The sequence below is a fragment of the Cupriavidus sp. KB_39 genome, assembly GCF_052114485.1.
In the GTDB taxonomy this organism is placed as follows: domain Bacteria; phylum Pseudomonadota; class Gammaproteobacteria; order Burkholderiales; family Burkholderiaceae; genus Cupriavidus.
On the sequence record NZ_JBFREV010000030.1, the window covers coordinates 15249 to 41280 of the forward strand.

22 protein-coding genes are annotated in these 26032 nt (G+C 66.3%); 19 read left to right on the top strand and 3 right to left on the bottom strand.

Annotation, left to right across the window (positions count from 1 at the left end; genetic code table 11):
• The 3 genes from AB4Z27_RS20720 to def are packed head-to-tail and all read left to right on the top strand — an operon-like array spanning nucleotide 1 to nucleotide 4057.
• Nucleotides 1-1362, top strand: a complete 1362-nt coding sequence (locus AB4Z27_RS20720) for a cell division protein ZipA C-terminal FtsZ-binding domain-containing protein (RefSeq protein WP_441590799.1) — start codon at nucleotides 1-3, stop codon at nucleotides 1360-1362.
• An 11-nt stretch (nucleotides 1363-1373) separates the two neighbouring features.
• Nucleotides 1374-3527 carry an NAD-dependent DNA ligase LigA gene (gene ligA, locus AB4Z27_RS20725; protein ID WP_441645142.1) on the top strand — a complete coding sequence of 718 codons (2154 nt, stop codon included), beginning with the start codon at nucleotides 1374-1376 and terminating at the stop codon, nucleotides 3525-3527.
• The gene (gene def / locus AB4Z27_RS20730; protein ID WP_092297601.1) at nucleotides 3524-4057 is read left to right on the top strand and encodes a peptide deformylase; all 534 of its coding nucleotides are present in this window, start codon (nucleotides 3524-3526) and stop codon (nucleotides 4055-4057) included. Before ligA ends, def begins: the two co-directional genes overlap by 4 nt.
• Before the next feature lie 50 nt (nucleotides 4058-4107).
• Here the strand turns inward: def and AB4Z27_RS20735 are convergent, their stop codons facing one another.
• The 3 genes from AB4Z27_RS20735 to map form a co-directional block, all read right to left on the bottom strand.
• The gene (locus AB4Z27_RS20735) at nucleotides 4108-6033 is read right to left on the bottom strand and encodes a pseudouridine synthase (protein WP_441590801.1); all 1926 of its coding nucleotides are present in this window, start codon (nucleotides 6031-6033) and stop codon (nucleotides 4108-4110) included.
• Nucleotides 6034-6063: 30 nt separating this feature from the next.
• Nucleotides 6064-8637 carry a [protein-PII] uridylyltransferase gene (locus AB4Z27_RS20740; RefSeq protein WP_092297604.1) on the bottom strand — a complete coding sequence of 858 codons (2574 nt, stop codon included), beginning with the start codon at nucleotides 8635-8637 and terminating at the stop codon, nucleotides 6064-6066.
• 79 nt (nucleotides 8638-8716) lie between these two features.
• The gene (gene map / locus AB4Z27_RS20745) at nucleotides 8717-9535 is read right to left on the bottom strand and encodes a type I methionyl aminopeptidase (RefSeq protein ID WP_092297607.1); all 819 of its coding nucleotides are present in this window, start codon (nucleotides 9533-9535) and stop codon (nucleotides 8717-8719) included.
• Between the two features lie 334 nt (nucleotides 9536-9869).
• Between map and rpsB the strand changes: the two genes are divergently transcribed.
• The 16 genes from rpsB to AB4Z27_RS20825 all read left to right on the top strand — a co-directional run bounded on the left by rpsB (nucleotide 9870) and on the right by AB4Z27_RS20825 (nucleotide 26032).
• On the top strand, nucleotides 9870-10613 hold the full coding sequence (gene rpsB / locus AB4Z27_RS20750; protein ID WP_092297610.1) for a 30S ribosomal protein S2: 744 nt from the start codon (nucleotides 9870-9872) through the stop codon (nucleotides 10611-10613).
• A 253-nt stretch (nucleotides 10614-10866) separates the two neighbouring features.
• On the top strand, nucleotides 10867-11745 hold the full coding sequence (gene tsf / locus AB4Z27_RS20755) for a translation elongation factor Ts (protein ID WP_092297613.1): 879 nt from the start codon (nucleotides 10867-10869) through the stop codon (nucleotides 11743-11745).
• Between the two features lie 336 nt (nucleotides 11746-12081).
• A complete protein-coding gene (gene pyrH / locus AB4Z27_RS20760; RefSeq protein WP_092297616.1) occupies nucleotides 12082-12792 on the top strand; it encodes a UMP kinase in 711 nt (236 codons plus the stop codon).
• Nucleotides 12793-12900: 108 nt separating this feature from the next.
• Entirely contained in the window at nucleotides 12901-13461 is a 561-nt protein-coding gene (gene frr, locus AB4Z27_RS20765; RefSeq protein WP_092297619.1) for a ribosome recycling factor, read from the top strand.
• Nucleotides 13462-13509: 48 nt separating this feature from the next.
• Entirely contained in the window at nucleotides 13510-14280 is a 771-nt protein-coding gene (locus tag AB4Z27_RS20770) for an isoprenyl transferase (RefSeq protein ID WP_092297622.1), read from the top strand.
• Nucleotides 14281-14335: 55 nt separating this feature from the next.
• Nucleotides 14336-15157, top strand: coding sequence for a phosphatidate cytidylyltransferase (locus AB4Z27_RS20775; protein WP_441645143.1), 822 nt, complete (start codon nucleotides 14336-14338; stop codon nucleotides 15155-15157).
• Between the two features lie 30 nt (nucleotides 15158-15187).
• On the top strand, nucleotides 15188-16366 hold the full coding sequence (ispC, locus tag AB4Z27_RS20780; protein ID WP_441645144.1) for a 1-deoxy-D-xylulose-5-phosphate reductoisomerase: 1179 nt from the start codon (nucleotides 15188-15190) through the stop codon (nucleotides 16364-16366).
• Nucleotides 16367-16420: 54 nt separating this feature from the next.
• The gene (rseP, locus tag AB4Z27_RS20785) at nucleotides 16421-17824 is read left to right on the top strand and encodes an RIP metalloprotease RseP (RefSeq protein WP_092297631.1); all 1404 of its coding nucleotides are present in this window, start codon (nucleotides 16421-16423) and stop codon (nucleotides 17822-17824) included.
• 144 nt (nucleotides 17825-17968) lie between these two features.
• Nucleotides 17969-20308: an outer membrane protein assembly factor BamA gene (bamA, locus tag AB4Z27_RS20790; RefSeq protein WP_369823500.1), complete on the top strand. Its 2340-nt coding sequence runs from the start codon at nucleotides 17969-17971 to the stop codon at nucleotides 20306-20308.
• 21 nt (nucleotides 20309-20329) lie between these two features.
• Nucleotides 20330-20857 (top strand): OmpH family outer membrane protein, encoded by a 528-nt coding sequence (locus tag AB4Z27_RS20795; RefSeq protein ID WP_092297637.1) that lies wholly within the window; start codon nucleotides 20330-20332, stop codon nucleotides 20855-20857.
• A gap of 49 nt (nucleotides 20858-20906) precedes the next feature.
• The gene (lpxD, locus tag AB4Z27_RS20800) at nucleotides 20907-22013 is read left to right on the top strand and encodes a UDP-3-O-(3-hydroxymyristoyl)glucosamine N-acyltransferase (RefSeq protein ID WP_092297640.1); all 1107 of its coding nucleotides are present in this window, start codon (nucleotides 20907-20909) and stop codon (nucleotides 22011-22013) included.
• Nucleotides 22010-22462: a 3-hydroxyacyl-ACP dehydratase FabZ gene (gene fabZ, locus AB4Z27_RS20805; protein WP_092297643.1), complete on the top strand. Its 453-nt coding sequence runs from the start codon at nucleotides 22010-22012 to the stop codon at nucleotides 22460-22462. The genes lpxD and fabZ overlap by 4 nt, the downstream gene beginning before the upstream one ends.
• A gap of 85 nt (nucleotides 22463-22547) precedes the next feature.
• A complete protein-coding gene (gene lpxA / locus AB4Z27_RS20810) occupies nucleotides 22548-23351 on the top strand; it encodes an acyl-ACP--UDP-N-acetylglucosamine O-acyltransferase (RefSeq protein WP_441645145.1) in 804 nt (267 codons plus the stop codon).
• Between the two features lie 87 nt (nucleotides 23352-23438).
• Entirely contained in the window at nucleotides 23439-24572 is a 1134-nt protein-coding gene (gene lpxB / locus AB4Z27_RS20815) for a lipid-A-disaccharide synthase (RefSeq protein WP_369823505.1), read from the top strand.
• Nucleotides 24572-25234: a ribonuclease HII gene (rnhB, locus tag AB4Z27_RS20820; RefSeq protein WP_092297649.1), complete on the top strand. Its 663-nt coding sequence runs from the start codon at nucleotides 24572-24574 to the stop codon at nucleotides 25232-25234. Before lpxB ends, rnhB begins: the two co-directional genes overlap by 1 nt.
• 9 nt (nucleotides 25235-25243) lie before the next feature.
• Nucleotides 25244-26032, top strand: coding sequence for a TrmH family RNA methyltransferase (locus AB4Z27_RS20825; RefSeq protein ID WP_092297652.1), 789 nt, complete (start codon nucleotides 25244-25246; stop codon nucleotides 26030-26032).

The window sequence follows — 26032 nt, forward strand, 5'->3', positions numbered from 1 at the left end:
ATGGAACTGCAAAACGCTCTGATCATCGCCGGTGTCATCCTGTTGCTGTTGCTGGTGGCGTACAACCGCTGGCAGATCCACAAGGCGCGCCGCGTGCGGCCGCTGATGCCTGACGACGACCTGCCGCCCATGCGCGAGCCGGTGGTGGGCAAGACCGTGCATCCCGAGACGGCCGCCAAGCTGCAGGAGCTGCCGCCCGAGCACATCGCCCGGCGCGAGCCCACGCTRGGCGAGGCTGGCAAGATGGCCAGGCCTGAGGTGAAGCCAGCCACCCGGCAGGAGTCGAAGCACGACGCCGAGGTAGCCACTGCCACCGCCGCCGCGCATGCAGCCGCAGGTTCGGCCGATGCGGACGAGATCGTCGCCGACGAAGTGGCCGTGGCGGCATCGCCGGCCATGGCGCAGCCTGCCAGCCGGAATGAGCAAGCCGACGAGGACAGCGATCAGGCCCAAACCGCCACCGTGGCGGCGCCCGCGCCGAAGCCCGCCGCCCCGGAGGCCGCCCCCGCTGGGATGGACGGCCAGCCGGCCCAGGCGGTGATCGACCCGCTGATCGACTGCATCGTGCCGATGCACCTTGAACGCAAGGCGTCTGGCGACCGCATCCTGCCGCTGACGGGCCGGCTGCGCCGCGCCGGGACCAAGCAGGTCCATATCGAGGGCCTGCGTGCCGAAGCCAACGCCTGGGAGCCGGTGACTGCCGGCCACCAGTACGAGGACATCCAGGTCGCCGTGCAGCTGGCCAACCGCAGCGGCCCGCTGAACGCGCTGGAGTTCTCCGAATTCGTCAATGCCGTGGAGGCGCTGGCCGAGGCGCTCGATGCATCGGCAGACCTCCCCGACATGACCGAGACCGTCGCCAACGCCCGCGAGTTGGACGGCTTTGCCGCCGGCGCCGACGTGCAGCTTGGCGTGAACGTGATTTCCGATGGCGCGCCGTGGTCGGCCGCCTATGTGCAGACCGTGGCCACGCAGGACGGGCTGGTGCTGTCTCGCGACGGCACGCGCTTCATCCGCTATGAACCGGGCGCCGATGGCGTGCAGAAGCCGCTGTTCACGCTCCAGTTCGGCGACACGAACTTCCTGCGCGATGACCTGACCGTCAACGCCGGCCGCCAGATCACGCTGCTGCTGGACGTGCCGCAGGCCGCGCAGGCCGTCAAGCCGTTCAAGACCGTGTGCGAGTACGGCTACAGCCTCGCCCAGCGCATGGGCGCCCAGCTCGTGGACGACAACATGCGGCCGCTGACCGAGGCTTCGTTCGTGGCGATCTTCGCCCAGCTCGAAAAGCTGTACGAGAAGCTCGAGGCGCGCGGCATGCCCGCCGGCTCATCGGCGGCCCAGCGCCTGTTCAGCCTGTAAGGAAGCCTGCCATGACCGCCAAGACTCAGGGCGCGCAGGCTCCGGCCTCCGCGCCCCCCGGCGCGTTGCCGGCCGACGCCGCCGCCACCGCGCGCGTGCAATGGCTGCGCGATGAACTCGATCGCCACGCCTACCAGTATTACGTGCTCGATGATCCGTCGATTSCGGACGCCGAGTACGATGCGCTGTTCAGCGAACTCCAGGCGCTGGAGACCGAGCATCCCGACTTGCTGACCGAYGATTCGCCCACGCAGCGCGTGGGCGGCGCGCCGCTGTCCGCGTTCGACTCCGTGCGGCATCGCGTGCCGATGCTGTCGCTGAATAACGGCTTCGCCGACGAGGACGTCGTCAATTTCGACCGCCGCTGCGCCCAGGGGCTGGGCCGGACCGCCGCCGCGCCCGCGCCGGCTGACGACCTGTTCAGCGCCGCCGAGGCGACCGATCAGGCCGTGGAATACGCCTGCGAACTGAAGTTCGACGGTCTGGCCATGTCGCTGCGCTATGAGGACGGCAAGCTCGTGCAGGCCGCCACGCGCGGCGACGGCGAGACCGGCGAGGATGTGACCGTCAACGTGCGAACCATCAAGGCGATTCCGCTGAAGCTGCGCGGCAAGGCGCCGGCCGTGCTGGAAGTGCGCGGCGAGGTCTTCATGTACCGCGCCGAGTTCGACAAGCTCAACGCGCGCCAGGCCGAGGCCGGCGAGAAGACCTTCGTCAATCCGCGCAACGCGGCCGCCGGCAGCCTGCGGCAGCTCGATCCGCGCATCACGGCCAAGCGCCCGCTGTCTTTCTTCGCCTACGGTATCGGCGAGTTGCAGGGCGCGGACCGGCCCGCCACCCACAGCGTAATGCTCGACGGCTTTGCCGGGCTGGGCCTGCCGGTCTGCACCGAGCGCCAGGTGGTGAAGGGGGCGCAGGGCCTGCTGGCCTTCTATCGCGATATTGGCGCGCGCCGCGACCAGCTGCCGTACGACATCGACGGCGTGGTCTACAAGGTCAACGCGATTGCCGAGCAGGAGCAGCTTGGCTTCGTCTCGCGCGCGCCGCGCTTTGCGCTGGCGCACAAGTTCCCGGCGCAGGAGATGACGACGACCGTCGAGGACATCGAGGTGCAGGTGGGCCGCACGGGCGCCATCACGCCCGTGGCGCGGCTCGCGCCGGTGTTCGTGGGCGGCGTGACCGTGACCAACGCCACGCTCCACAACGAGGACGAGATCCGTCGCAAGGATGTGCATATCGGCGATACGGTGATCGTGCGCCGAGCCGGCGACGTGATTCCCGAGGTGGTGGCCGTGGTGCTGGAACGGCGCCCGGCTGACGCGCGCGCGTTCGTCATGCCGACCACCTGCCCGGTGTGCGGCTCGCACGTGGAGCGGCTGGAGGACGAGGCCATCGCCCGTTGCACCGGCGGCCTGATCTGCGCCGCGCAGCGCAAGCAGGCGCTGCTGCACTTCGCCCAGCGCCGTGCGATGGACATCGAGGGCCTGGGCGACAAGGTGGTGGAGCAACTGGTCGATCTGGGCATTGTCCGCACCCCGGCGGACCTCTTCAAGCTCGGCGTAGCCAAGCTGGCCGCGCTGGACCGGATGGCCGACAAGTCGGCGACGAACCTCGTGGCCGCCATCGACAAGTCGCGCAGCACCACGCTGAACCGCTTTATCTTCGCGCTGGGCATCCGCCACGTGGGCGAGGCCACGGCCAAGGATCTCGCCAAGCACTTTGGCAAGCTGGACAACCTGCTGGCCGCCGACGAGGCCGCGCTGCTCGACGTCAACGACGTCGGGCCGGTGGTGGCGCAGTCGATCGCCAACTTCCTGGGCGAGCCGCACAACGTGGAGGTGGTCGAGCARCTGCGCGCCGCCGGCGTACACTGGCCGGAGAGCGAGCCTGCGGCCCGCGCGCCGCTGCCGCTGGCCGGCAAGACCTTCGTGCTGACCGGCACGCTGCCGACGCTTTCGCGCGAGGACGCCAAGGCGCGGCTGGAAGCGGCCGGCGCCAAGGTGGCCGGCTCGGTGTCGAAGAAGACCGACTACGTGGTGGCTGGCGCCGAGGCGGGCAGCAAGCTCGAAAAGGCGCAGGCGCTCGGCGTGGTGGTGATCGACGAGGATGGCATGTTGGCGCTACTGGCCGACGCCACGGGCGCACAACCGGAGGACGCGCAATGATCCGTGACATTTTGAAGATGGGAGATTCGCGCCTGACGCAGGTGGCGCGGCCCGTGACTGCGTTCAACACGCCCGAGCTGCGCGTGCTGATCGACGATATGTTCGACACGATGGCGCACGCCAACGGCGCCGGCCTGGCCGCGCCGCAGATTGGCGTGGACCTGCAGGTGGTGATCTTCGGCTTCGACAGCAACCCGCGCTATCCGGACGCCCCGATGGTGCCGAAGACGGTGCTGATCAATCCGGTGCTGGAACCGCTCTCCGACGAGATGGAAGAGGGCTGGGAAGGGTGCCTGTCGGTGCCGGGGCTGCGAGGCGTGGTGCCGCGCCATGCCCGACTGAAGTATTCGGGATTCGACCCGATGGGGAACCCGATCGAGCGGGTGGCCGATGGCTTCCATGCGCGCGTGGTGCAGCATGAGTGCGACCACCTGATCGGCGTGCTGTACCCGATGCGGGTGAAGGACTTCACGCGCTTCGGCTTCACCGAGGTGCTGTTCCCGGAGCTGCCGGCGAACTACGACGATTGAGGCGGCTGGCCTCCCTCACCGCTTGCCGGCGAGGGAGGCGCAACCTGACGTCAGAACTTCTCGAACGCCCCCAGGAAGCGCCACTGGCCCGGCGGCAGGTCGCCCAGCACGATGCGGCCCATGCGCACGCGCTTCAGGCCCACCACGCGCAGGCCAACCTGCTCGCACATGCGGCGAATCTGGCGCTTGCGGCCTTCGCGCAACACGAAGCGCAGCTGCTCCTCGTTCTGCCAGCTCACCTTGGCGGGCTTCAGCGGCACGCCGTCGAGCGACAGGCCGTGGCGCAGCCGCTCGATCTCCTCGGCCGGAAACACGGTGCTGATGTCTCGCTCGACCGGACCTTCCGGCGATTCCCAGACCACGCGGACCAGATATTCCTTCTCCACATTCGAGTCGTCGCCGATCAGCGCGCGTGCCACGCGGCCGTCCTGCGTCAGCACGAGCAGGCCGGTGGAGTCGATATCGAGACGGCCRGCCGGGGCCAGGTTCTTGCGCTGCCACGGCTGGAAACGCTTGCGGGTGGGGTCTTCGGCCCACTGGTTCTCGGGCGCGAACAGCACGGCGGCCGGCTCGTAGCCGTCTTCGGCCTGACCTGAGACATAGCCGACAGGCTTGTTGATCAGCACGGTCACGCGCTCGCCCTGTTCGGAGCGGGCGGCCTGCAGGATCTCGATCTCGGCGTCGGGGCGGACGCGCGAACCCAGTTCGGTCACGGCCTTGCCGTCCACGTGCACCCAGCCACGCGGAATCCACTCGTCGGCCTCGCGGCGCGAGCAGAGGCCCAGCTCCGACATGCGCTTGGACAGGCGGATGAGACCGTCGTCGTTGGCCTCCGCCTGCTGCCGGACCGGCTCGCGCGCCTCGGCGCGGGGCGCCGGACGCTCGGGTCGCACCGGACGCGCACGATCGGCGGTGTCGCTGAAGCGACGGGTCGGCGCGGCAGGACGGCGCGCGTCATCGCCATCGGCACGACGCTGCGGCGGACGGCGCTCGTCATCGCCATAACGGCGCGGCGGGCGGGCTTCGTCCTCACCGAAACGGCGCGGACGCGGCGCGCCGCGGTCGTCATTGCCGAAGCTGCGCTGGGGCGGACGGCGGTCGTCGCCGCTGAAACCACGCTGCGGGGGACGGCGGTCATCGCCGCTGAAGCCGCGTTGCGGGGGGCGGCGGTCATCGCCGCTGGAACCACCCTGCGGCGGGCGGCGCTCGTCATCGCCATACCGGCGCGGCGGGCGGGCTTCATCGTCACCGAAACGGCGCGGACGCGGCGCGCCGCGATCATCGTTGCCGAAGCTGCGCTGGGGCGGGCGGCGGTCGTCGCCGCCGAAGCCACGTTGCGGGGGACGGCGATCATCGCCGCCGAAGCCACGTTGCGGCGGGCGGCGCTCGTCATCGCCATAACGGCGCGGCGGGCGGGCCTCGTCATCGCCGAAACGGCGGGGACGCGGCGCACCGCGATCATCGTTCCCGAAGCTGCGCTGGGGCGGACGGCGATCATCGCCGCCGAAGCCACGTTGCGGCGGGCGGCGTTCGTCATCGCCATAGCGGCGCGGCGGACGGGCTTCGTCGTCACCAAAACGACGGGGGCGGGGCGGACGGTCGTCGCCACCGGCGCCACGCTGGGGCGGACGGCGGTCATCGCCGCTGAAACCACGCTGCGGCGGGCGTCGCTCGTCGTCGCCATAGCGGCGCGGCGGCCGATCCCCCTCGGGGCGCGGACGGGCAGGGCGCGCCGGGCGCTCTCCACGATCCGCCCGATCAGGCCGGGCGGCGCCCTCGGCGGGAGCGGCCTTGCGCTTGTTGCGCTCGCCCGCGCGTTCCCGCGCCTCCTTGATGCCCGTCACCACGTCCTGCACGCGCTTGCGGTTCAGGTCGGAGACGCGCACCGGGCGGGTGGGCTTGCGCGGCGCGTCCGAGGTGGACGTGGCGGTCTTGATGCCCAGCGTCTTGCGGCCGGGCGTTTTGCTGTCTGTCATATCGTTGCGTTTGCCCGACCCGCATTGCCATCAGATGGCTAGCGCGTCGAGCAAATCCTGTTCAAGCTGAATCTGCAATCGGTTGTCGGCGGCAAGACGGCTGCCATCGACCAGGAACACGTCTTCGACGCGCTCCCCCAGGGTGTTGATGCGCGCCGAATGCACGGACACGCGATGTTGGGCCAGTACGCGGGCGATCGCGTAGAGCAGGCCGGTTCGGTCGTTGGCGGACAGGGACAGCAGGTAGAACTGCCCGCGCTCGTCGGCCCGCAGGTCCACGCGGGGCTTGATCGGGAAGCTGCGCGACTGGCGCGACAGCCGGCCCTGCGCCGGATCGGGCAGCGGGCACTCCAGCCGCAGCCGTTCCGCCAGTTCGTGTTCGACCAACGCGAGGATGTCGCGATAGTCGCCCGCCAGGCCAGGGTCGGTCACCTGGAAGGTGTCCAGCGCGTAGCCGTGGCGTGTGGTGTGGATCTTGGCGTCCTGAATCGAGAACGCCTTTCGTTCGAAATAGCCGCAGATGCGCGCGAAGAGGTCAGGCTGGTCCTTGACGTAGACGGCAATCTGCAGGCCCTCGCCAGCCGGCGAGATGCGTGCCTTGACCACCGCCGCGTCGCTATCCACCTTGTTGAACAGATGGCGCGTGAGCCAGGCGATGTCGCGGGCATCGTGGCGCAGGAAGAACGAGACGTCGAGCTTGTCCCAGAGCGGCCTGCCCAGTTCGGGGTCGAACGCCTTGAGCCGCAACTGGGCGATGGTGTCGTCCCGGCGCTGGGCCCAKAGCGAATGCGGGTCGAGCTGCGCGCCGCCGAGCACGCGCAGCGTGATGCGGTACAGGTCTTCGAGCAGCTTGCCCTTCCAGGCATTCCACACCTTGGGGCTGGTGCCGCGGATATCGGCCACGGTCAGCAGGTAGAGCGCGGTCAGGTAGCGTTCATTGCCCACCACGCCGGCGAAGGCCTTGACCACGTCCGGATCGGTCAGGTCCTGCTTCTGCGCCACGTGGCTCATGGTCAGGTGATGCTCGACGAGCCAGGCGATCAGGTCGGTGTCCTCGCGCGAAATGCCGTGCTGCTTGCAGAAGCGGCGCGCATCGACGGTGCCGAGCTTGGAGTGGTCCCCGCCCCGGCCCTTGGCGATGTCGTGGAACAGCGCGGCCACCCAGAGCACCCACGGGCGGTCGAAGCTGGCCATCAACTGGCTGCAGAACGGGAACTCGTGCGTGTGCTCGACGATGGCGAAGCGGCGGATATTGCGCACCACCATCAGGATGTGCTGGTCCACGGTGTAGACGTGGAAYAGGTCGTGCTGCATCTGGCCGACGATGCGCCGGAAATTGATCAGGTAGCGGCCCAGCACGCTGGTCTGGTTCATCAGCCGCAGCGCGTGGGTGATACCYTGCGGCTCCTGCATGATGGCCAGGAACAGGCGGCGGTTCTCGGGATCGTTGCGCCAGCTCGCGTCCATGACCGTGCGCGCGTTGTAGAGCCCGCGCAGCGTACGGGGGGAGATGCCTTTCACGCCCGGCGTGCGCTCGTAGAGCAGGAAGGTCTCCAGGATTGCGTGCGGATCGCGCTCGTACAGGTCGTCGCTGGTGATTTCCAGCATGCCCTGGCGTTCCACGAAGCGGTCGTTGATCACGCGTGTGACCTTCGATTCACTCGGAAACAGCATCGCCTCGATATTGAGCAGCAGTACGCTGTTGAGCTGCGTCACCGCCTTGGCGGCCCAGTAGAAGCGGCGCATCAACTGTTCGCTGGCGCGCTTGTGCGTGGTCTGCCGATAGCCGAAGGACTCGGCCAGCGCGGTTTGCAGGTCGAACACCAGCACGTCCTGGCGGCGGCCGGCCAGCAGGTGCAGCCGTGCGCGAATCGTGCGCAACAGGCGCTCGTTGCGGGTGAGTTCCTGCGCCTCGCGCTCGGTCAGCAGGCCGCGCTCGAACAATTCCTTCCAGCTGTCGCCGAGGCCCGCCGCCTGCGTCATCCACAGGATGACCTGCAGGTCGCGCAGGCCGCCCGGGCTTTCCTTGCAGTTGGGCTCCAGCGCGTAGGGCGTGTCCTGGTACTTGGCGTGGCGCTGGCGCATTTCCAGCAGCTTGGCCTGGAAGAAGTCGGCGGCGTCGAGGTCCGCCAGATAGCGCCGGTGCATGTCGGCGAACAGTGCTTTGTTGCCGATCAGCAGGCGCGCTTCGAGCAGCGAGGTGCGGATGGTGATGTCGCCCGCCGCCTCGCGCAGGCAGTCGTCGACGGTACGTACCGACGAGCCGATCTCGAGTCCCAGATCCCAGCACAGGCCGATGAAGCGCTCCAGCTTGCCCGCCATCTCCGCGTCCGGCTCGGCCGGCAGCAGGAGCAGCACGTCCACGTCGGAATGCGGGAACAGCTCGCCACGGCCATAGCCACCCACCGCCACCAGCGCGGCGCTGGCGGGCAACTCCAGGCCGGTCCAGGCATCGATCAACGCGGCATCCACGGCACGGCGCAGCCGCGTGACCAGCGGATTGACCTGATTGTGCGCGTCGAATTCGGCGAAGAGCGCTTGCTTGTCGGCGCGCAGCTTGTCGCGGATGCGCTGGCAAAGCAGGAGTTCCGGCGTGGTGTCCATGGTGGGGGCGGTGTGGGTCGCGGGCACGGCTGGAAGTAGAAAGGGCGCCGCGGTCGGCGCCCTGGCGGTCAACGCGGCGTCAGGCCGCGACGGGTTCGGTAATGAAGGCCGGCGGCACGGGCGAGCCGGCCGACAGCGTCAGCACCTCGAAGCCGGTGTCCGTCACCAGCACGGTGTGCTCCCACTGCGCGGACAGGCTGCGGTCACGCGTCTTCACGGTCCACTGGTCGGGCATGGTGCGGATGTCGCGCTTGCCGGCGTTGATCATCGGCTCGACGGTGAAGATCATGCCGGACTTGATCTCGGTGCCCGTGTTGGGGCGGCCATAGTGCAGCACCTGCGGGTCCGAGTGGAACACCTTGCCGATGCCGTGGCCGCAGTACTCGCGCACCACGCTGTAGCCGGAAGCTTCGGCGTGCACCTGGATGGCATGGCCGATATCGCCCAGGCGTGCGCCATTGCGCACTTGCTGGATACCCTTCCACATGCACTCGTAGGTAACCTGCGCCAGGCGCTTGGCCAGGATCGAACCCTCGCCCACGATGAACATGCGGCTGGTGTCGCCGTAATAGCCTTCCTTCGTGATTACGGTGATATCGAGATTCACCGCGTCGCCGCTCTTGAGCACGCGGTCGCCCGGAATGCCGTGGCAGATCACGTCGTTGACCGAGGTGCAGATCGCGCCGGGGAAGGGCGGGTAGCCCGGCGGCGCGTAGTTCAGCGGCGCCGGCACGGTGCCTTGCACGTCACGCATATAGGCGTGGCAGAGCTTGTCGAGTTCGCCCGTGGTCACTCCGGGGACGATATGGGGCGTGATGTAGTCGAGGACCTCGGAGGCAAGGCGGCAAGCCACGCGCATTTGGGCGATGTCTTCGGCGGTATTCAGGTGGATGCTCATGCTGCTTCGCCAGAAATAAGTGACGGCGGGGCCGCGGGCCGCGCCGGTAATCGATTCGCAAAGTGGGATTATCGCACCATCGCGCCCCGAAAGCAGGGATTTGGCGGCGCCCGGGCCAAGAATTGGCGGGCTGGCGGGTGCGCGAGGGGCCAGACAGGGCTTGAGCCCGACGCCATTTTGTTGCTACAATCGCGGGCTGACTTGCTGCTGGCTGATGCCGGTGGCGGGTCGGGAAGCAAATTTTATTAGTAAATCGCTGGTCCGCCCATCCGGGGTGTTCCTTTTCAGGAATGTCGGGGCGGACTTCAGACCTAACCCTATTGGAGTACCTCTCATGTCCGTGACTATGCGCGAAATGCTGGAAGCCGGTTGCCACTTTGGCCACCAAACCCGCTTCTGGAACCCGAAGATGGCCCCCTTCATCTTCGGTCATCGCAACAAGATCCACATTATCAACCTCGAAAAGACCCTGCCGATGTTCCAGGACGCGATGAAGTACGTGCGTCAACTGGCAGCAAACCGCGGTAGCGTGCTTTTCGTGGGTACCAAGCGTCAATCGCGCGAAATCCTGGCTGAAGAAGCTGGCCGCGCTGGCATGCCCTACGTCGACGCCCGCTGGCTCGGCGGCATGCTGACGAACTTCAAGACCGTCAAGATCTCGATCAAGCGCCTGAAGGACATGGAAGCCGCCAAGGAAGCCGGCGCGCTGGACACCATGAGCAAGAAGGAAGCGCTGATGTTCGAGCGCGAGATGGCCAAGCTGGAAAAGTCCATCGGCGGCATCAAGGACATGGGCGGCGTGCCTGACGCCATCTTCGTGGTGGACGTGGGCTACCACAAGATCGCCGTGACGGAAGCCGCCAAGCTGGGCATCCCCGTGATCGGCGTGGTTGACACGAACCACTCGCCGGAAGGCATCGATTACGTGATCCCGGGTAACGACGACTCGAGCAAGGCCGTGGCCCTGTACGTGCGCGGCGTGGCCGACGCCATCCTGGAAGGCCGCGCCAATGCGGTTCAGGAAGTGGTGGAGGCTGCACGTGGCGGCGACGAATTCGTCGAAGTCCAGGAAGGCTGATTGTCCGCTGGCGCCTGAGGCCGGGGTACACCGGCCGCCGGCGCCCGCCTTGCGGCACATGGAAAAGGGGGCACTTCTGGCGCCCCCTTTTTGCAAACTGCGAAACGCAGTGCGCCGCAAGCTGAAACTGACTTTGTTGTCATCCGCCGCGAATACGATTCGCCGCGGGTGAGCCGGACCCAAGTTGATCAGACACCGGCGGGTGTCCCGGAAGCAGGCGGGACATCGGCCCGAACCAATCAAGGAGTGACAAATGGCGGCAATTACCGCAAGCATGGTTGCAGAACTGCGCGCGAAGACCGACGCGCCGATGATGGAATGCAAGAAGGCCCTGACGGAAGCCAATGGCGACCTGGACAAGGCTGAAGAGCTGCTGCGCGTCAAGCTGGGCAACAAGGCCAGCAAGGCTGCGTCGCGCGTGACCGCCGAAGGCGTGGTGGCCTCGTACATCGACGGCACGACCGGCGTCCTGGTCGAGCTGAACTGCGAAACCGACTTCGTGTCGAAGAACGACGACTTCCTGGCTTTCTCGGCCAAGGTCGCCGAACTGATCGCCAAGCAGAACCCGGCTGACGTGGCTGCCCTGTCGGCGCTGGAAATCGACGGCGTGTCGGTGGAAACCACCCGTGCCGCGCTGATCGGCAAGATCGGCGAGAACCTGACGATCCGCCGCTTCACCCGCTACGCCAATGGCGGCAAGCTGGTGTCGTACCTGCACGGCACGCGCATCGGCGTGATGGTCGAGTTCGACGGCGACGAAACCGCCGCCAAGGACGTGGCCATGCACGTGGCCGCCATGAAGCCGGTGTCGCTGTCGTCGGACCAGGTGCCCGCCGAGCTGATCGCCAAGGAGCGCAGCATCGCCGAGCAGAAGGCTGCCGAGTCGGGCAAGCCGGCCGAGATCGTCGCCAAGATGGTCGAAGGCTCGGTCCAGAAGTACCTGAAGGAAGTCTCGCTGTTCAACCAGCCGTTCGTGAAGAACGACAAGCAGACCGTCGAGCAGATGCTGAAGGCCGTCAACACCACGGTGAAGGGTTTCACCCTGTACGTGGTGGGCGAGGGCATCGAGAAGAAGCAGGACGACTTCGCTGCTGAAGTGGCCGCCCAGGTGGCTGCCGCCCAGAAGGGCTGATCGTCAGGGTGGGGGAGCGGCCTTTTTCGTTAAGGGCCGATTCCGCCACCGTATAATGCCGAGGGGCGCCGCAAGGTGCCCCTCTGCACAAGCGCGTCAGGCAGAATGCCGGGCGCCGCGGCTGTATCAGTCGATTTCCGCAGTCACCTGCATGTTGGGCGAGGTTCGCGTAACGATGCCGGCAGATGACAGCGAAAACCGGCTTCGAGCTGTCCCGCAATTCCGTATTTCCGCGCGGCCCTGAGCCAAGCCGGGGTCACAAGCCCCGGCAGCCCGGCTCGCGCGCGCCAATCCATCCGTTCGAACGAGCGATCAAGAACCAGCCCGAGGGTGAACATGCCAGCCTACAAGCGCGTCCTACTTAAACTTTCCGGTGAGGCCCTGATGGGCGACGATGCCTTCGGCATCAACCGCGCCACCATCGAGGGCATGGTCAACGACATTGCCGAGATCGTGAAGCTGGGCGTCCAGGTCGCCGTGGTCATCGGCGGCGGCAACATCTTCCGTGGCGTGGCCGGCGGCGCCGCCGGCATGGACCGTGCCACGGCCGACTACATGGGCATGCTGGCCACCATGATGAACGCGCTGGCCCTGCAGGACGCCATGCGCCACGCGAATATCGAAGGCCGCGTGCAATCGGCGCTGCGCATGGACCAGGTGGTCGAGCCTTATATCCGCCCGCGCGCCATCCGCCAGCTGGAAGAGGGCAAGGTCGTGATTTTCGCGGCCGGCACCGGCAACCCGTTCTTCACCACCGACACCGCCGCCGCGCTGCGCGGCGCGGAAATCGGCGCGGAAGTCGTGCTCAAGGCCACCAAGGTGGACGGCGTGTACACGGCCGACCCCAAGAAGGACCCCAGCGCCACGCGCTACACCACCATCACGTTCGACGAGGCCATCTCGCGCAACCTGCAGGTCATGGACGCCACGGCCTTCGCGCTGTGCCGCGACCAGAAGCTGCCGATCAAGGTGTTCTCCATCGTCAAGCCGGGTGCGCTGAAGCGCGTGATCCTCGGCGAAGACGAAGGTACGCTGGTGCACGTATGACGACGGCGGGCCGCGTCACAATGCGGATTCGGCCCGGCCTGAGAGTAGAATGATTCATTTTCGATCCCGTCCGGCGGGATCCTGTCTGGCTGATTTCCGGAGGTAAACATGAGCGTCGCCGACACAAAGAAGAGCGCCGAGCAGAAGATGCAGAAGTCGATCGAAGCCTTCAGGGCCGATCTGGCGAAAATTCGTACCGGTCGTGCCCACACCGGTCTGCTCGATCACGTCCAGGTGGACTACTACGGCTCGATGGTGCCGATCAGCCAGGTGGCCAATGTCGGCCTGGCCGATGCGCGCACGATCAGCGTGCAGCCCTGGGAGAAGAAGATGGTGGGCGCGGTGGAAAAAGCCATCCGCGACGCCGACCTGGGCCTGAACCCGGCCACCATGGGTGAAACCATCCGTGTGCCGATGCCCGCACTGACCGAAGAGCGCCGCAAGGAGCTGACGAAGGTGGTCAAGGGCGAGGCCGAAGGTGCCAAGGTGGCCGTGCGCAACCTGCGCCGCGACGCCATGGAGCAGTTCAAGAAGCTCGTCAAGGACAAGACCATTTCCGAGGACGACGAGCGCCGCGGCCAGGATGAAGTCCAGAAGCTGACGGACAAGTTCGTGGCCGAGATCGACAAGCTCGTGGCCGAAAAAGAAAAGGAGATCATGACGGTCTGACGGCCGCCCGGCGGGAACCCCGCCGGCCCCGTCCCCGTCCGCGAATCCATGCAGCACATCAGTTCGACGCTCGGCGTTCCCGATACCACTTACGTGCCCCGCCACGTTGCCATCATCATGGATGGCAACGGCCGTTGGGCGACCCAGCGTCATCTGCCCCGCGTGGCAGGCCACAGCCGTGGCCTGGACGCGGTACGCGCGGTGGTGGAGGCCTGTGCCACCCGCGGCGTGCAGTTCCTCACGCTGTTCGCGTTCAGTTCGGAGAACTGGCGCCGTCCGGCGGATGAGGTGTCGTTCCTGATGCGCCTGTTCATGACCGCCTTGCGCCGCGAGGTGGTCAAGATGCATGCCAATGACATCCGCGTGCGCGTGGTGGGCGACCTCGGGCGCTTCAGCCCGCGCATCCAGCAGCTGATCCGCGATGCGGAGGCCCGCACCGCCGGCAATACCGGCCTGACGGTGACCATCGCCGCGAACTACGGCGGCCGCTGGGACCTGCTTCAGGCCATGCGCAAGATGCTGGCCCGCTCGCCGATGCTCGACCCGGATGCCATCGACGAGGCTGTGCTGGCGCCGCACCTGGCGATGTCCTATGCGCCCGAGCCGGACCTGTTCATTCGCACCGGCGGCGAGCAGCGCATCAGCAATTTCCTGCTATGGCAGCTCGCGTATTCCGAGCTGTACTTCACCGATACCTACTGGCCCGATTTCGACGCCGCCGAGCTGGACAAGGCTTTCGCCTCGTACCGGCAGCGCGAGCGGCGCTTTGGCCGGACCAGCGCCCAACTGGTGGCGCCCGGTCTGTCTGGTACGGCCTGAGCGGCTCGCCGCGACCGGCCTGTCCTGATCCCACCTTCAAAGGAAACCGCAGCGCATGCTCATCACCCGCGTCATCACCGCCCTGTGCCTGTTGCTGTTGATCCTGCCGATCCTGTTCCTGGCGCCCGTGATGTGGCTGGCGGGGCTGATCGCCGTGATCGTGCTGCTGGCCGGATGGGAGTTCGGGCGACTGATCGGGCTGCGCCRTTTCTGGCCCTACGTCTACGCGGTGGCCTGCCTGCTGGTGCTGATTTACTTCCATGACGCGCCCGAACGCCGTGCCATCCATTTCCTGCTGGCCGCCGCGTTGGTGGCCTGGGGCGTGGCGCTGGTGCTGCTGGCACGGGGCGTGCGCAAGGCGACGCCGGGGTTCACGGTGCTTGGCGCCATCCTTGGGCTGATCATGCTGCCAGCGTTCGGTCACGCCGTGATGGTGCTGCGGGCCGAAGGCATCGCGGTACTGCTGTCGGCGGCCGTGCTGGTCTGGGCGGCCGATATCGGCGCCTATTTCGTCGGCAAGGCCATCGGCAAGCGCAAACTGGCGCCGACCATCAGCCCGGGCAAGTCCTGGGAGGGTGCGATTGGCGGCTGGCTGCTGGTGATGATCGTGGCCGTGGCGCTTGGCACCACCCATGCCTTCGCACCGACCTGGTTTTCGCGCGTCGCCGATCAGGGTGGGCTGGGGCTGATGATCGGCCTCTCCACGCTGCTCGTGGCGGCCAGCGTTATCGGCGACCTGTTCGAGTCGCTGCTCAAGCGTCAGATCGGCAAGAAGGACAGCAGCCGGCTGCTGCCCGGGCACGGCGGCGTACTCGATCGCATCGACGCGCTCATTCCGGTGTTCCCGCTGGCGGCGCTGCTGCTGGCCTGGATGTGATCACAATCTGAATTTGGTTATCTGGTTCCTATGCAACGCATTACCATCCTGGGCGCCACGGGCTCCATCGGCGAAAGCACACTCGACGTAGTGCGTCGGCATCCGGACCGCTACACCGTGCATGCGTTGAGCGCCCACCGTCAGGTGGAGAAGCTGGCAGCGGCCTGCGTGGAATTCCGCCCGGCGCGTGCCGTGGTGGGCTCCGCCGATGCGGCACGCCAGCTCGAGACGCTGCTGCGCGATGCCGGCGTAAAGACCGAGGTCAGCTACGGCGAAGCCGCGCTGGAGTCGATCGCCGCCGATGACGGCACCGATGCCGTGATGGCCGCCATCGTCGGCGCGGCCGGGCTCCGTTCCTCGCTCGCCGCCGCACGGGCGGGCAAGCGCGTGCTGCTGGCCAACAAGGAATCGCTGGTCATGTCGGGCGCCATCTTCATGGACGCGGTGCGCGAGCACGGCGCCACGCTGCTGCCCATCGACAGTGAACACAACGCGATCTTCCAGTGCCTGCCGACCAGCGACCCGCGCTACGGCGCGGGCGTGTCCAAGGTGCTGCTAACCGCGTCGGGTGGCCCGTTCCGGACGCGTGATCCGTCCACCTTGCACGACATCACGCCCGATCAGGCCTGCGCCCACCCCAAATGGGTGATGGGCCGCAAGATCTCGGTGGATTCCGCCACGATGATGAACAAGGGGCTCGAGGTCATCGAGGCCCATTGGCTGTTCGGCGCTCCGGCGGACAAGATCGAGGTGCTGATCCACCCGCAAAGCATCGTTCATTCGATGGTGGCGTACGCCGATGGTTCGGTGCTCGCCCAGCTTGGCAACCCCGACATGCGCACGCCCATCGCCTATGGCATGGCGTACCCGGAGCGGATCGACTCCGGGGTGAGCCCGCTCGACCTGACCGTCGCCGGCGGCCTGCATTTTGAGATTCCTGACCTTKATCGCTTCCCCTGCCTGGGGCTAGCCTTTGATGCATTGCGCGCGGGCGGGCTAGCCCCCGCCGTGCTGAACGCCGCGAACGAGGTGGCCGTGGAGGCCTTCCTCGGCGGGGCGATCCGATTTACCGATATTGCCCGCGTGGTAGCCGGCGTGCTCGAGCAGCCGCAGTCTGGCTCGGCCGAGACACTCGAAGGCGTGCTGGCGGCCGATGCTGCGGCACGGCGTGCCGCGCAGGCATTGCTGACGCGGCTGGCCAGCCGCTAAGTAGGTAGCGCCGTCGCGCCTCGGCGCGGCTAGCTCTGGAGAGGGTGATTTGTCATGCAGACCGTAATTGCGTTCGTCGTCGCCCTGTGCATTCTGATTTTCGTGCACGAGATGGGGCACTACCTGGCCGCTCGCGCGTGCGGCGTCAAGGTGTTGCGGTTCTCGATCGGCTTCGGCCGGTCGTTGGCGCGCTGGACCAGCAAGGGGCCTGACCGCACCGAGTGGACGCTCGCCGCGATCCCCCTGGGCGGCTACGTCAAGATGCTCGACGAGCGCGAGCGGGACCCCGAGACCGATCCCCCCATCCCCCCGGAAGACCTGCCGCGCGCGTTCAACCGGCAGCCGGTGGGCAAGCGCTTCGTGATCGTCGCAGCCGGGCCGGTGGCCAACTTTGCGCTGGCCATCCTTCTATATATAGTGCTGTTCGCCGGCGGCATGCGCGAGCCGGTACCCCTGGTGGCAACCCCCGCGGCCGGCACCGTGGCTGCCCAGGCCGGTGTGCGGGACGGCGACCGCGTTTTGTCGCTGACCGCCAACGACCGGACCGAGCCGGTCCAGTCCTGGAATGACCTCCGCATGGCCGTGTTCGCCGAAGGTTTTGGCGACGCCAGCGCCGTGCTGCGCGTGCGCGGCACCGATGGGGCCGAGCGCGACATCCGGCTGCCTCGCCTGCCCAATACCGGCGGCAATCCCGAACAGGACCCGCTGGCCACGCTCGGCCTGTACCTGAAGGGCGGGCCGGTTACGATTACGGAAATCGTGCCGGATTCGGCGGCGCAGCGGGCTGGGCTGAAGGCCGGCGACCGTGTGGTGGCATGGCAGGGCCAGCCCCTGACGCAGGCGAGCGAGCTGATCCGCGCGGTACGGGCGCGGCCGGGCGAGCAGGTCACGCTGGGCATAGAACGTAATGGGCAGCGGCTGGATGTGCCGGTCAAGCTGGACGCAGCCCCGGCCCCGGACGGTGCGAAGGACGCCAGCGGGGCGGCGGCAGGCCCCACGGGCAAGCTGGGCGCCGCGCTGAACCAGGCGGTGCAGACCGAGATCGTCCGCTACGCGCCGTGGCAGGCCGTGGTGCGGGCAGCCGACCAGGTCTGGAGCACCAGCACGCTGTCCCTGAAACTGCTCGGCAAGATGCTGGTGGGGCAGGCGTCATTGCAGAATCTGAGCGGCCCGCTCACGGTGGCGGACTACGCCGGCCGTGCCGCCAACATGGGTTGGCAGCCGTTTATCAGCTTCCTGGCGCTGGTCAGCGTCAGCCTCGGTGTGCTCAATTTGTTACCCATTCCGGTTCTGGATGGGGGGCATTTGCTGTATTATTGCGTGGAATTTTTGACTGGCAGGCCCGTACCAGATCACTGGCAGGCGATGCTGCAGAAGGTCGGCATCGCGTGCATCTTGCTCCTGACCTCACTCGCTTTGTTCAATGACGTCAGCCGACTGTTTCTTGCGCGCGGCTAGATCCGCGTAGCCGAAACCGGCCGTCGGCCGAAGAAGGTCGCGTCCCGGCGGTGTCGTCGAACCCGTCGGGAGGGGACGGCCTTGTCAGCAAAGCCAGGCGTCATCATGGACGGCGTCGGGACGGCATCGGAGCCAATACCCTGCATGAAATCGAAGAGGAATAGGGGATTCACGTTGATCAGACATAAGCGCATCTCGCTGGGCGTGCTGACGAGTGCCATTATCGCGGCCTGGAGCCCGGCGGGCTGGGCCGCCGACCCGTTTGTGGTCAGGGACATCCGCGTGGAAGGCCTGCAGCGCGTGGAGCCGGGCACTGTGTTCGGCTATCTGCCTGTGCGCGTCGGGGAGACCTTCACCGACGACAAGGGCGCCGATGCGATTCGCGCACTCTACAATACCGGTTTCTTCAAGGACGTGCAGATCCGCGCCGAAGAGGGCGTGCTCGTGGTCCAGGTGGAAGAGCGCCCGGCCATCTCGCAGCTCGAGTTCGTCGGCATCAAGGAATTCGACAAGGACACGCTGCGCCGTTCGCTGCGCGCGGTGGGCGTGGCTGAAGCGCGCTACTACGACAAGGCCCTGATCGACAAGGCCGAGCAGGAGCTGAAGCGCCAGTACGTGGCGCGCGGCTACTACGCTGCCGACGTGCAGACCACGGTGACGCCGGTGGACCGCAATCGCGTGTCCGTGGTGTTCAACGTGGAAGAAGGCCCGGTCGCCAAGATCCGCCAGATCAATATCGTCGGCAACAAGGCTTTCAAGGAAAGCACGCTGCGCGACGAGATGCAGCTCTCCACGCCGAACTGGCTGTCCTGGTACACCAAGAACGACCTGTACTCGAAGCAGAAGCTCACGGCCGACCTGGAAGCGCTGCGCTCGTACTACCTGAACCGCGGCTACCTGGAGTTCCAGATCGAGTCCACGCAGGTCTCGATCACGCCGGACAAGAAGGACATCTTCCTGACGCTGAACATCAAGGAAGGCGATCAGTACAAGGTGTCCGACATTCGCCTGGCCGGCGAACTGCTCGGCAAGCAGGCCGAGATGGAAAAGCTGCTGCAGCTGAAGAAGGGCGATATCTTCTCGTCCGAAAAGCTGACGGCCAGCACCAAGTCCATCACGGATCTGCTGGGTACCTACGGCTACGCGTTCACGACTATCAATCCGCAGCCCCAGGTCAACCAGGAAACGCGCGAAGTGGCGCTGACGCTGATGGTCGACCCCGGCCGCCGCGTGTATGTACGCCGCGTGAACGTGGTGGGCAACAGCAAGACCCGCGACGAAGTGGTGCGCCGCGAAATGCGCCAGATGGAAAGCTCGTGGTTCGACAGCGAGAAGCTCACGCAGTCGCAGGCCCGTATCAACCGTACCGGCTACTTCACGGACACGAATATCACCACCGAGGACGTGGCCGGCGCGCCCGACCAGGTGGATGTCAACGTGAACGTGACCGAGAAGCCGACCGGCCAGATCAGCCTGGGCCTGGGTTTTTCGTCGACTGACAAGCTCGTGCTGCAGGCCGGCTTGCGCCAGGACAACGTGTTCGGCTCCGGTACCAGCCTGGGCCTGGACGTGAACACGGCCAAGTCGTTCCGGACCATCTCGCTGACGCAGTACGACCCGTACTTCACGGTGGATGGCATCAGCCGTTCCACGGACATCTACTACCGTACCTCCCGTCCGCTGTACTACACCGGCGACCAGGACTACAAGATCGTCTCGGCCGGCGGCGGCTTCAAGTTCGGCGTGCCGTTCTCCGAGAAYGACACGGTGTTCTTCGGTATCGGTTACGAGCGCACCGAGGTGCATACCTCCGTCAACACGCCGACCCAGTACACCGCGTGGCTGAACAAGATCGGCAAGAGCAGCGGCGACCCGATCAACAACTTCCCGTTCACGATTGGCTGGGCCCGTGACCGTCGCGACAGTGCGCTGATCCCGACCAAGGGTCCATACACGCAGGCCAACCTCGAAGTGGGCGTGCCGGGCGGCGATACGCAGTACTATCGCGCCAGCTTCCAGCAGCAGTACTTCTATCCGATCTCCAAGGCCTTTACACTGGCCTTCAACGGCGAAGTGGCGTACGGCCACGGCTACGGCGACACGCCGTTCCCGGTGTTCAAGTACTTCTACGCCGGTGGTATCGGCTCGGTGCGCGGCTACCAGACCAGCACGCTTGGTCCGAAGGACCAGAACGGCAACCCGGTGGGTGGTGCGTCCAAGCTGATCGGTAACGTGGAATTYGTGTTCCCGCTGCCGGGCTCGGGTGTTGACCGCACGCTGCGCCTGTTCACGTTCTTCGACTTTGGTAACGTGTACCAGGAAGGTGCACCGATTACGTTCAGCGACCTCAAGTACTCGACCGGCTTCGGCATGTCGTGGCTGTCGCCGATCGGCCCGCTGAAGGTCAGCATGGGCTTCCCGCTGAAGAAGGACGATACGGATCGCGTACAGCGATTCCAGTTCCAGATCGGTACCGCGTTCTGATCCCCAAAAAGGATTTGTTTCATGAAACTCCATACACCACTGATGAAATCCCTGAGCGCCGCAGCGCTGGCCGCAGCGGCCCTGTGCGTAGCCGCCCCGGCGATGGCTCAGGAGGCACGCATTGCCGCGGTCAACTCGGAACGTATTCTGCGTGACTCGCAGCCGGCCAAGGCTGCCCAGGTCAAGCTCGAGCAGGAATTCTCGAAGCGCGATCGCGAACTGCAGGACATGGCCCAGAAGATCAAGGGCATGGCCGACAAGCTCGACAAGGACACGGCTGTGCTGGCCGATTCCGACCGCCAGCGCCGCCAGCGCGAAGTGGCCGATCTCGATCGCGAGTTCCAGCGCAAGCAACGCGAGTTCCGCGAGGACCTGAACCAGCGCCGTAACGAGGAACTGGCCCAGGTACTGGAGCGCGCGAACCGGGTGATCCGTCAGATTGCCGAGCAGCGCAAGTACGATCTGATCGTGCAGGAAGCGGTGTACGTCAATCCACGCATCGACATTACCGATGACGTGATGAAGGCGCTCAACGCCGGCAGCAAGTAAGCGGCGCGCGCTCGTTCGTCGCTGTCTCGTTCTTCAAGGAAGTACCGCCATGCAGACACCCACACTGGGTCAGCTCGCCACCGAAAACGGCGCGCAGGTTGTGGGTGATCCCGACCTCGCCGTGCGCGGCCTGGCGCCGCTCGACCAGGCCGGCCCCGGTGACCTGTCTTTCCTGTCCAATCCGCTGTACCTGCCGCAGGCGCTGGCCTCCAATGCCAGCGCCGTCATCGTCTCGCCGGCCGACCTCGAGCGTATTCGCGCCGATGGCCAGGCCGACGGCCGCAACTGGCTGGTCGCCCGCAACCCGTATGTCTGCTTTGCCCGCGTGGCGCAGCGCTTCGACCGTGAGGCGAATGCCGATCCGCGCACTGGCATCGACCCGCGCGCGAGCGTGGCCGCCGATGCCGTGGTGCCGGCGTCCTGCTTTATCGGCCCCAACGTGGTGATCGAGGCTGGCGCGCGGCTGGGCGAGCGGGTAAGGGTCCTGGCGAATGCCTTTATCGGCGCAGGCGCGGAGATCGGCGACGATACGCTCATTTACGCGAACGTTTCCGTCTATCATCGTTGCGTGGTGGGTGCGCGCAACATCCTGCACAGCGGCGTGGTAGTGGGCGCGGATGGCTTTGGCTTCGCGCCGGACATCGGTCCGGCCGGGGTGGAATACGTGAAAATTCCGCAGGTTGGCCGTGCCGTGCTGGGCAATGACGTGGAAGTGGGCGCCAATACGGCCATCGACCGCGGCGCGATGGCCGATACGGTCATCGAGGAGGGCTGCAAGCTCGACAACCAGGTCCAGATCGCGCACAACGTGCGGGTGGGCGCCCATACGGTCATTGCGGGCTGCGCGGCGGTGGCCGGCAGCACCCGCATCGGCCGTTTCTGCGTGATTGGCGGATCGGCCAATTTCGCGGGCCATTTGAATATCGCCGACCGGACGACGGTGTCCGGCGGCACCTCGATTACCAAATCGATTACGAAACCCGGGGGGCATTACACCAGCGTGTTTCCGTTCACGACGCATGGCGAGTGGGAGCGCAATGCGGCCATCGTGCGCGGATTGTCCAAGCTGCGCGAGCGCGTGGTCACGCTGGAACGCCGCCTGCGCGGCCAGTCCGCCGGGTCCAATACCAAACAAGACGAAGAGAAATCATCATGACCGCATCCGACATCGACATCCGCAAGATCCTGAAGCTGCTGCCGCATCGGTACCCGATCCTGCTCGTCGATCGCGTGCTGGAGTTCGAGCCGCAGAAGCGGATCAAGACGCTTAAGAACGTCACGATCAACGAGCCGTACTTCATGGGGCACTTTCCCGATCAACCCGTGATGCCGGGCGTGATGATCCTCGAGGCCCTGGCGCAGTCGGCCGGCCTGCTGACCTTCGGCGCCGACATGGAGCGCAAGGAAGGCGCGCTGTACTACTTCGTGGGTATCGATGGCGCGCGCTTCAAGCGTGTGGTCTACCCCGGCGACCAGCTGCACCTGAATGTGACCGTCGAGCGCTATATTCGCGGCATCTGGAAGTTCAAGGCCAGCGCCACCGTGGACGGCGAAATCGCCTGCGAAGCGGAACTGATGTGCACGGTCAAGCAGGCCGAAGGCTGATCGGCGCCGCCGCGCCCACCCATGGGCCCCGTCCCGCGTGGCAACACGCGGGACTCAACCGAATTCAGACCACAGGACAGGACGTATGACGCAAATCCATCCCAGCGCACTGGTCGACCCGAAGGCAGAACTTGGCGCCGACGTGACCGTCGGTCCGTTTTCCATCATCGGTCCGAACGTGCGGATTGGCAGCGGCACCCGGATCGGCTCGCATACCACCGTCGAAGGCCATACCACCATCGGCGAAGGCAACCGCATCGGGCCGTACGCCTCGGTGGGCGGCACGCCTCAGGACATGAAGTACGCCAACGAGCCCACCCGGCTCGAGATTGGCGACCGCAACACGATTCGCGAGTTTACGACGATCCACACCGGCACGGTGCAGGACCAGGGCGTGACCAGCCTCGGCAACGACAACTGGATCATGGCCTACGTGCACATCGCGCACGACTGCCGCGTGGGAAACAACACGGTGTTTTCGAGCAACGCGCAGATCGCAGGCCACGTGGAAGTGGGCGACTGGGCCATTCTCGGCGGCATGAGCGGCGTGCACCAGTTCGTGCGCATCGGCGCCCATGCGATGCTGGGCGGCGCGTCGGCGCTCGTCCAGGATGTGCCGCCATTCGTGATCGCCGCGAGCGACAAGAACGGCAACAAGGCCACGCCGCACGGTGTCAACGTGGAAGGTCTGCGTCGCCGGGGCTTTGATGCCGGCCAGATCGCCGCCCTGCGCCAGGCCTACAAGCTGCTGTACAAGTCAGACTTGGGCTTCGACGAGGCGCGCAGCGAGATCTCGGCCCTGCTGGGCCAGACCGATGCGGCTACCGGCGCGCCACTGCGTGCCTTCGTCGAATTCCTGGCCGCGACGCAGCGCGGCATCGTCCGCTAAGCCGCGCCGCACATGATTCACGCCGCAGTGCAGGCCGATCCGCCCGCCGTAGCTCGGGCGAATGTCAACAAGCGTGGCACGATTGCCATGGTTGCCGGGGAGGCTTCCGGCGATCTGCTGGCATCGCTCCTGCTTGAAGGGCTTCATGCGCGGCTGGGCGAGTCCGTGGACTTCGCGGGCATCGGCGGCCGCCGCATGATGGCGCAGGGCTTCGTCTCGCACTGGCCGATGGAGACGCTCTCCGTCAACGGCTATGTGGAGGTGCTCGGTTCGCTGCGGGAAATCCTGGCAACGCGCCGGGCAATTCGCGAGAAGCTGCTGGCCAATCCGCCGCTGTGTTTCATCGGCGTAGACGCGCCCGACTTCAATTTCGGATTGGAAGTGCCCCTGCGCCGCTCGGGCATCCCTGTCGTGCATTTCGTCAGCCCGTCAATCTGGGCGTGGCGCGGCGGGCGCATTCGTACCATCGCGCGCGCGGTGGACCACATCCTCTGCCTGTTCCCGTTCGAGCCCGAGATCTATGCGAAGGCCGGCATTCCGGCGACCTACGTCGGTCATCCGTTGGCCGATGTGATTCCGATGGTGCCTGACGTCCAGGGCGCGCGGGAAGAGCTTGGCCTGCCCGAAGGCAAGCGCATCGTCGCGGTGCTGCCGGGTAGCCGGCAGTCCGAGGTGCGCAACCTTGGCGCGACGTTCTTTGCGGCCATGGCACGCATGCATCGCATGGACGGCAACCTSGCATTCGTTCTGCCGGCAGCCAGCGCGCCGCTGCACGAGATTATCCGCGGGCTGCACGAGCGCTATCCGGAGATCGACCTGACCGTGGTGGATGGCCAGTCGCATCTGGCCATGGAAGCCGCCGACGTCGTGCTGCTGGCCAGCGGTACGGCTACGCTCGAGGCAGCGCTCTACAAGAAGCCGATGGTCATCTCGTACAAGGTGCCCTGGCTCACCGCGCAGATCATGAAGCGACAGGGCTACCTGCCTTACGTGGGCTTGCCTAATATTCTGTCAGGGCGGTTCGTGGTGCCAGAACTGCTCCAGGACGACGCCACGCCGGAGGCGCTGGCGCGCGAGACGCTGCTGCAACTGAACGACGAGGGCAATATCGCCTTCTTGCGGGAACATTTCACGACCATGCACGAGACGCTGAAGCGCGACACGGCCAACCTCGCCGCCGGCGTGGTGGTGGATCTCATGCACGAACGGGGTGTGCGCTGATGGCCAGCCAGAAAACCGGCAAGGGTCCGTCGCCGCAGATGGGGCTGGAGTTGACCCAAACCGTTGCCGTCGTACGCCATCTTTGTGGCGTGGATGAGGCCGGGCGCGGTCCGCTGGCGGGGCCGGTCTATGCCGCCGCCGTGATCCTGAACCCGGAGCGGCAAATCCGGGGCCTCGCCGACTCGAAGATCCTGAGCGCCGATAAGCGCGCGGTACTGTTCGAACGCATCTGCGAGCGGGCGATCGGCTGGCACATCGCGTCGGCTTCGGTCGAGGAAATCGACTCGCTGAATATCCTGCACGCTTCCATGCTGGCGATGCAGCGCGCCGTGGCGGGCCTGACGGCGAGCGGCATCTTGCCCGATCTGGTGCAGGTCGATGGCAATCGCTGTCCGCAGGTCCCGTATCCGGTCGAGGCCATCGTGAAGGGCGACGCCAAGGTGCGAGCCATTTCCGCTGCGTCGATCCTTGCCAAGGTGGCCCGCGATCGCGAGCTTCACGCGCTGCACCTGGAATATCCCCAGTACGGCTTCGATGCCCACGTGGGCTATCCCACGCCCCAGCATCTGGCCGCGCTCCAGCAGTTTGGTGCGACACCGCATCACCGCCGCTCGTTTGCGCCGGTGCGGGTGGTGCTGGAGCGCGACGCGCTGCCTTTCTGAGACACATCCTTGAAGCACGTCACCTCGCGCGACAATGCGCTGTTCAAGCACCTGAAGGCCCTTACTGGGTCCACGCACGCACGCCGCAAGGCGGGGCAGTCCGTGCTCGATGGCGTGCACCTCGCGCAGGCGTATGTGGCCGCGCGAGGGCAGCCGACCAGTTGCGTCGTGTCAGAGCGGCACTACGATCACGCCGAAGTGCGCCCACTGCTGGAAGGCATTGATCCGGACCGCGTTGTCCTGCTGGCGGATGCGCTGTTCGCGCAGATTACGAGTGTGGTGAACGGCATCGACCTGATGCTCGTGATCGACACGCCCGGCGGGCACCTGCCGTCCACGATCGACACGGATTGCGTGATCCTGAACGGCGTGCAAGACGCCGGCAATGTCGGATCGATCTTGCGCAGCGCTGCCGCTGCGGGGATTCCGCACGCCTTCCTGACCACGGGCTGCGCGTTTGCGTGGTCGGTCAAGACCCTGCGCGCGGGCATGGGTGCGAATTTCCACCTCAATATCGTCGAGCACTGCACGCTCGAGATGCTCGAAAGCCGGCTTGCCGTGCCGTTGCTGGCGACGTCGTCGCATGCCGATGCAGCCGTATTCGATACCGATCTCCGCCAGCCGGTGGGCTGGGTCGTCGGCAACGAAGGCGCAGGTGTCAGTCCGGAATGGATGGCACGCGTCTCGCGGACCGTCGGCATTCCGCAGCCGGGCGGCCTTGAGTCGCTGAATGTGGCGGCGGCGACCGCTGTCTGCCTGTTTGAAACGGTCAGGCAGCGGCGCGCGGCATCGCGCTGA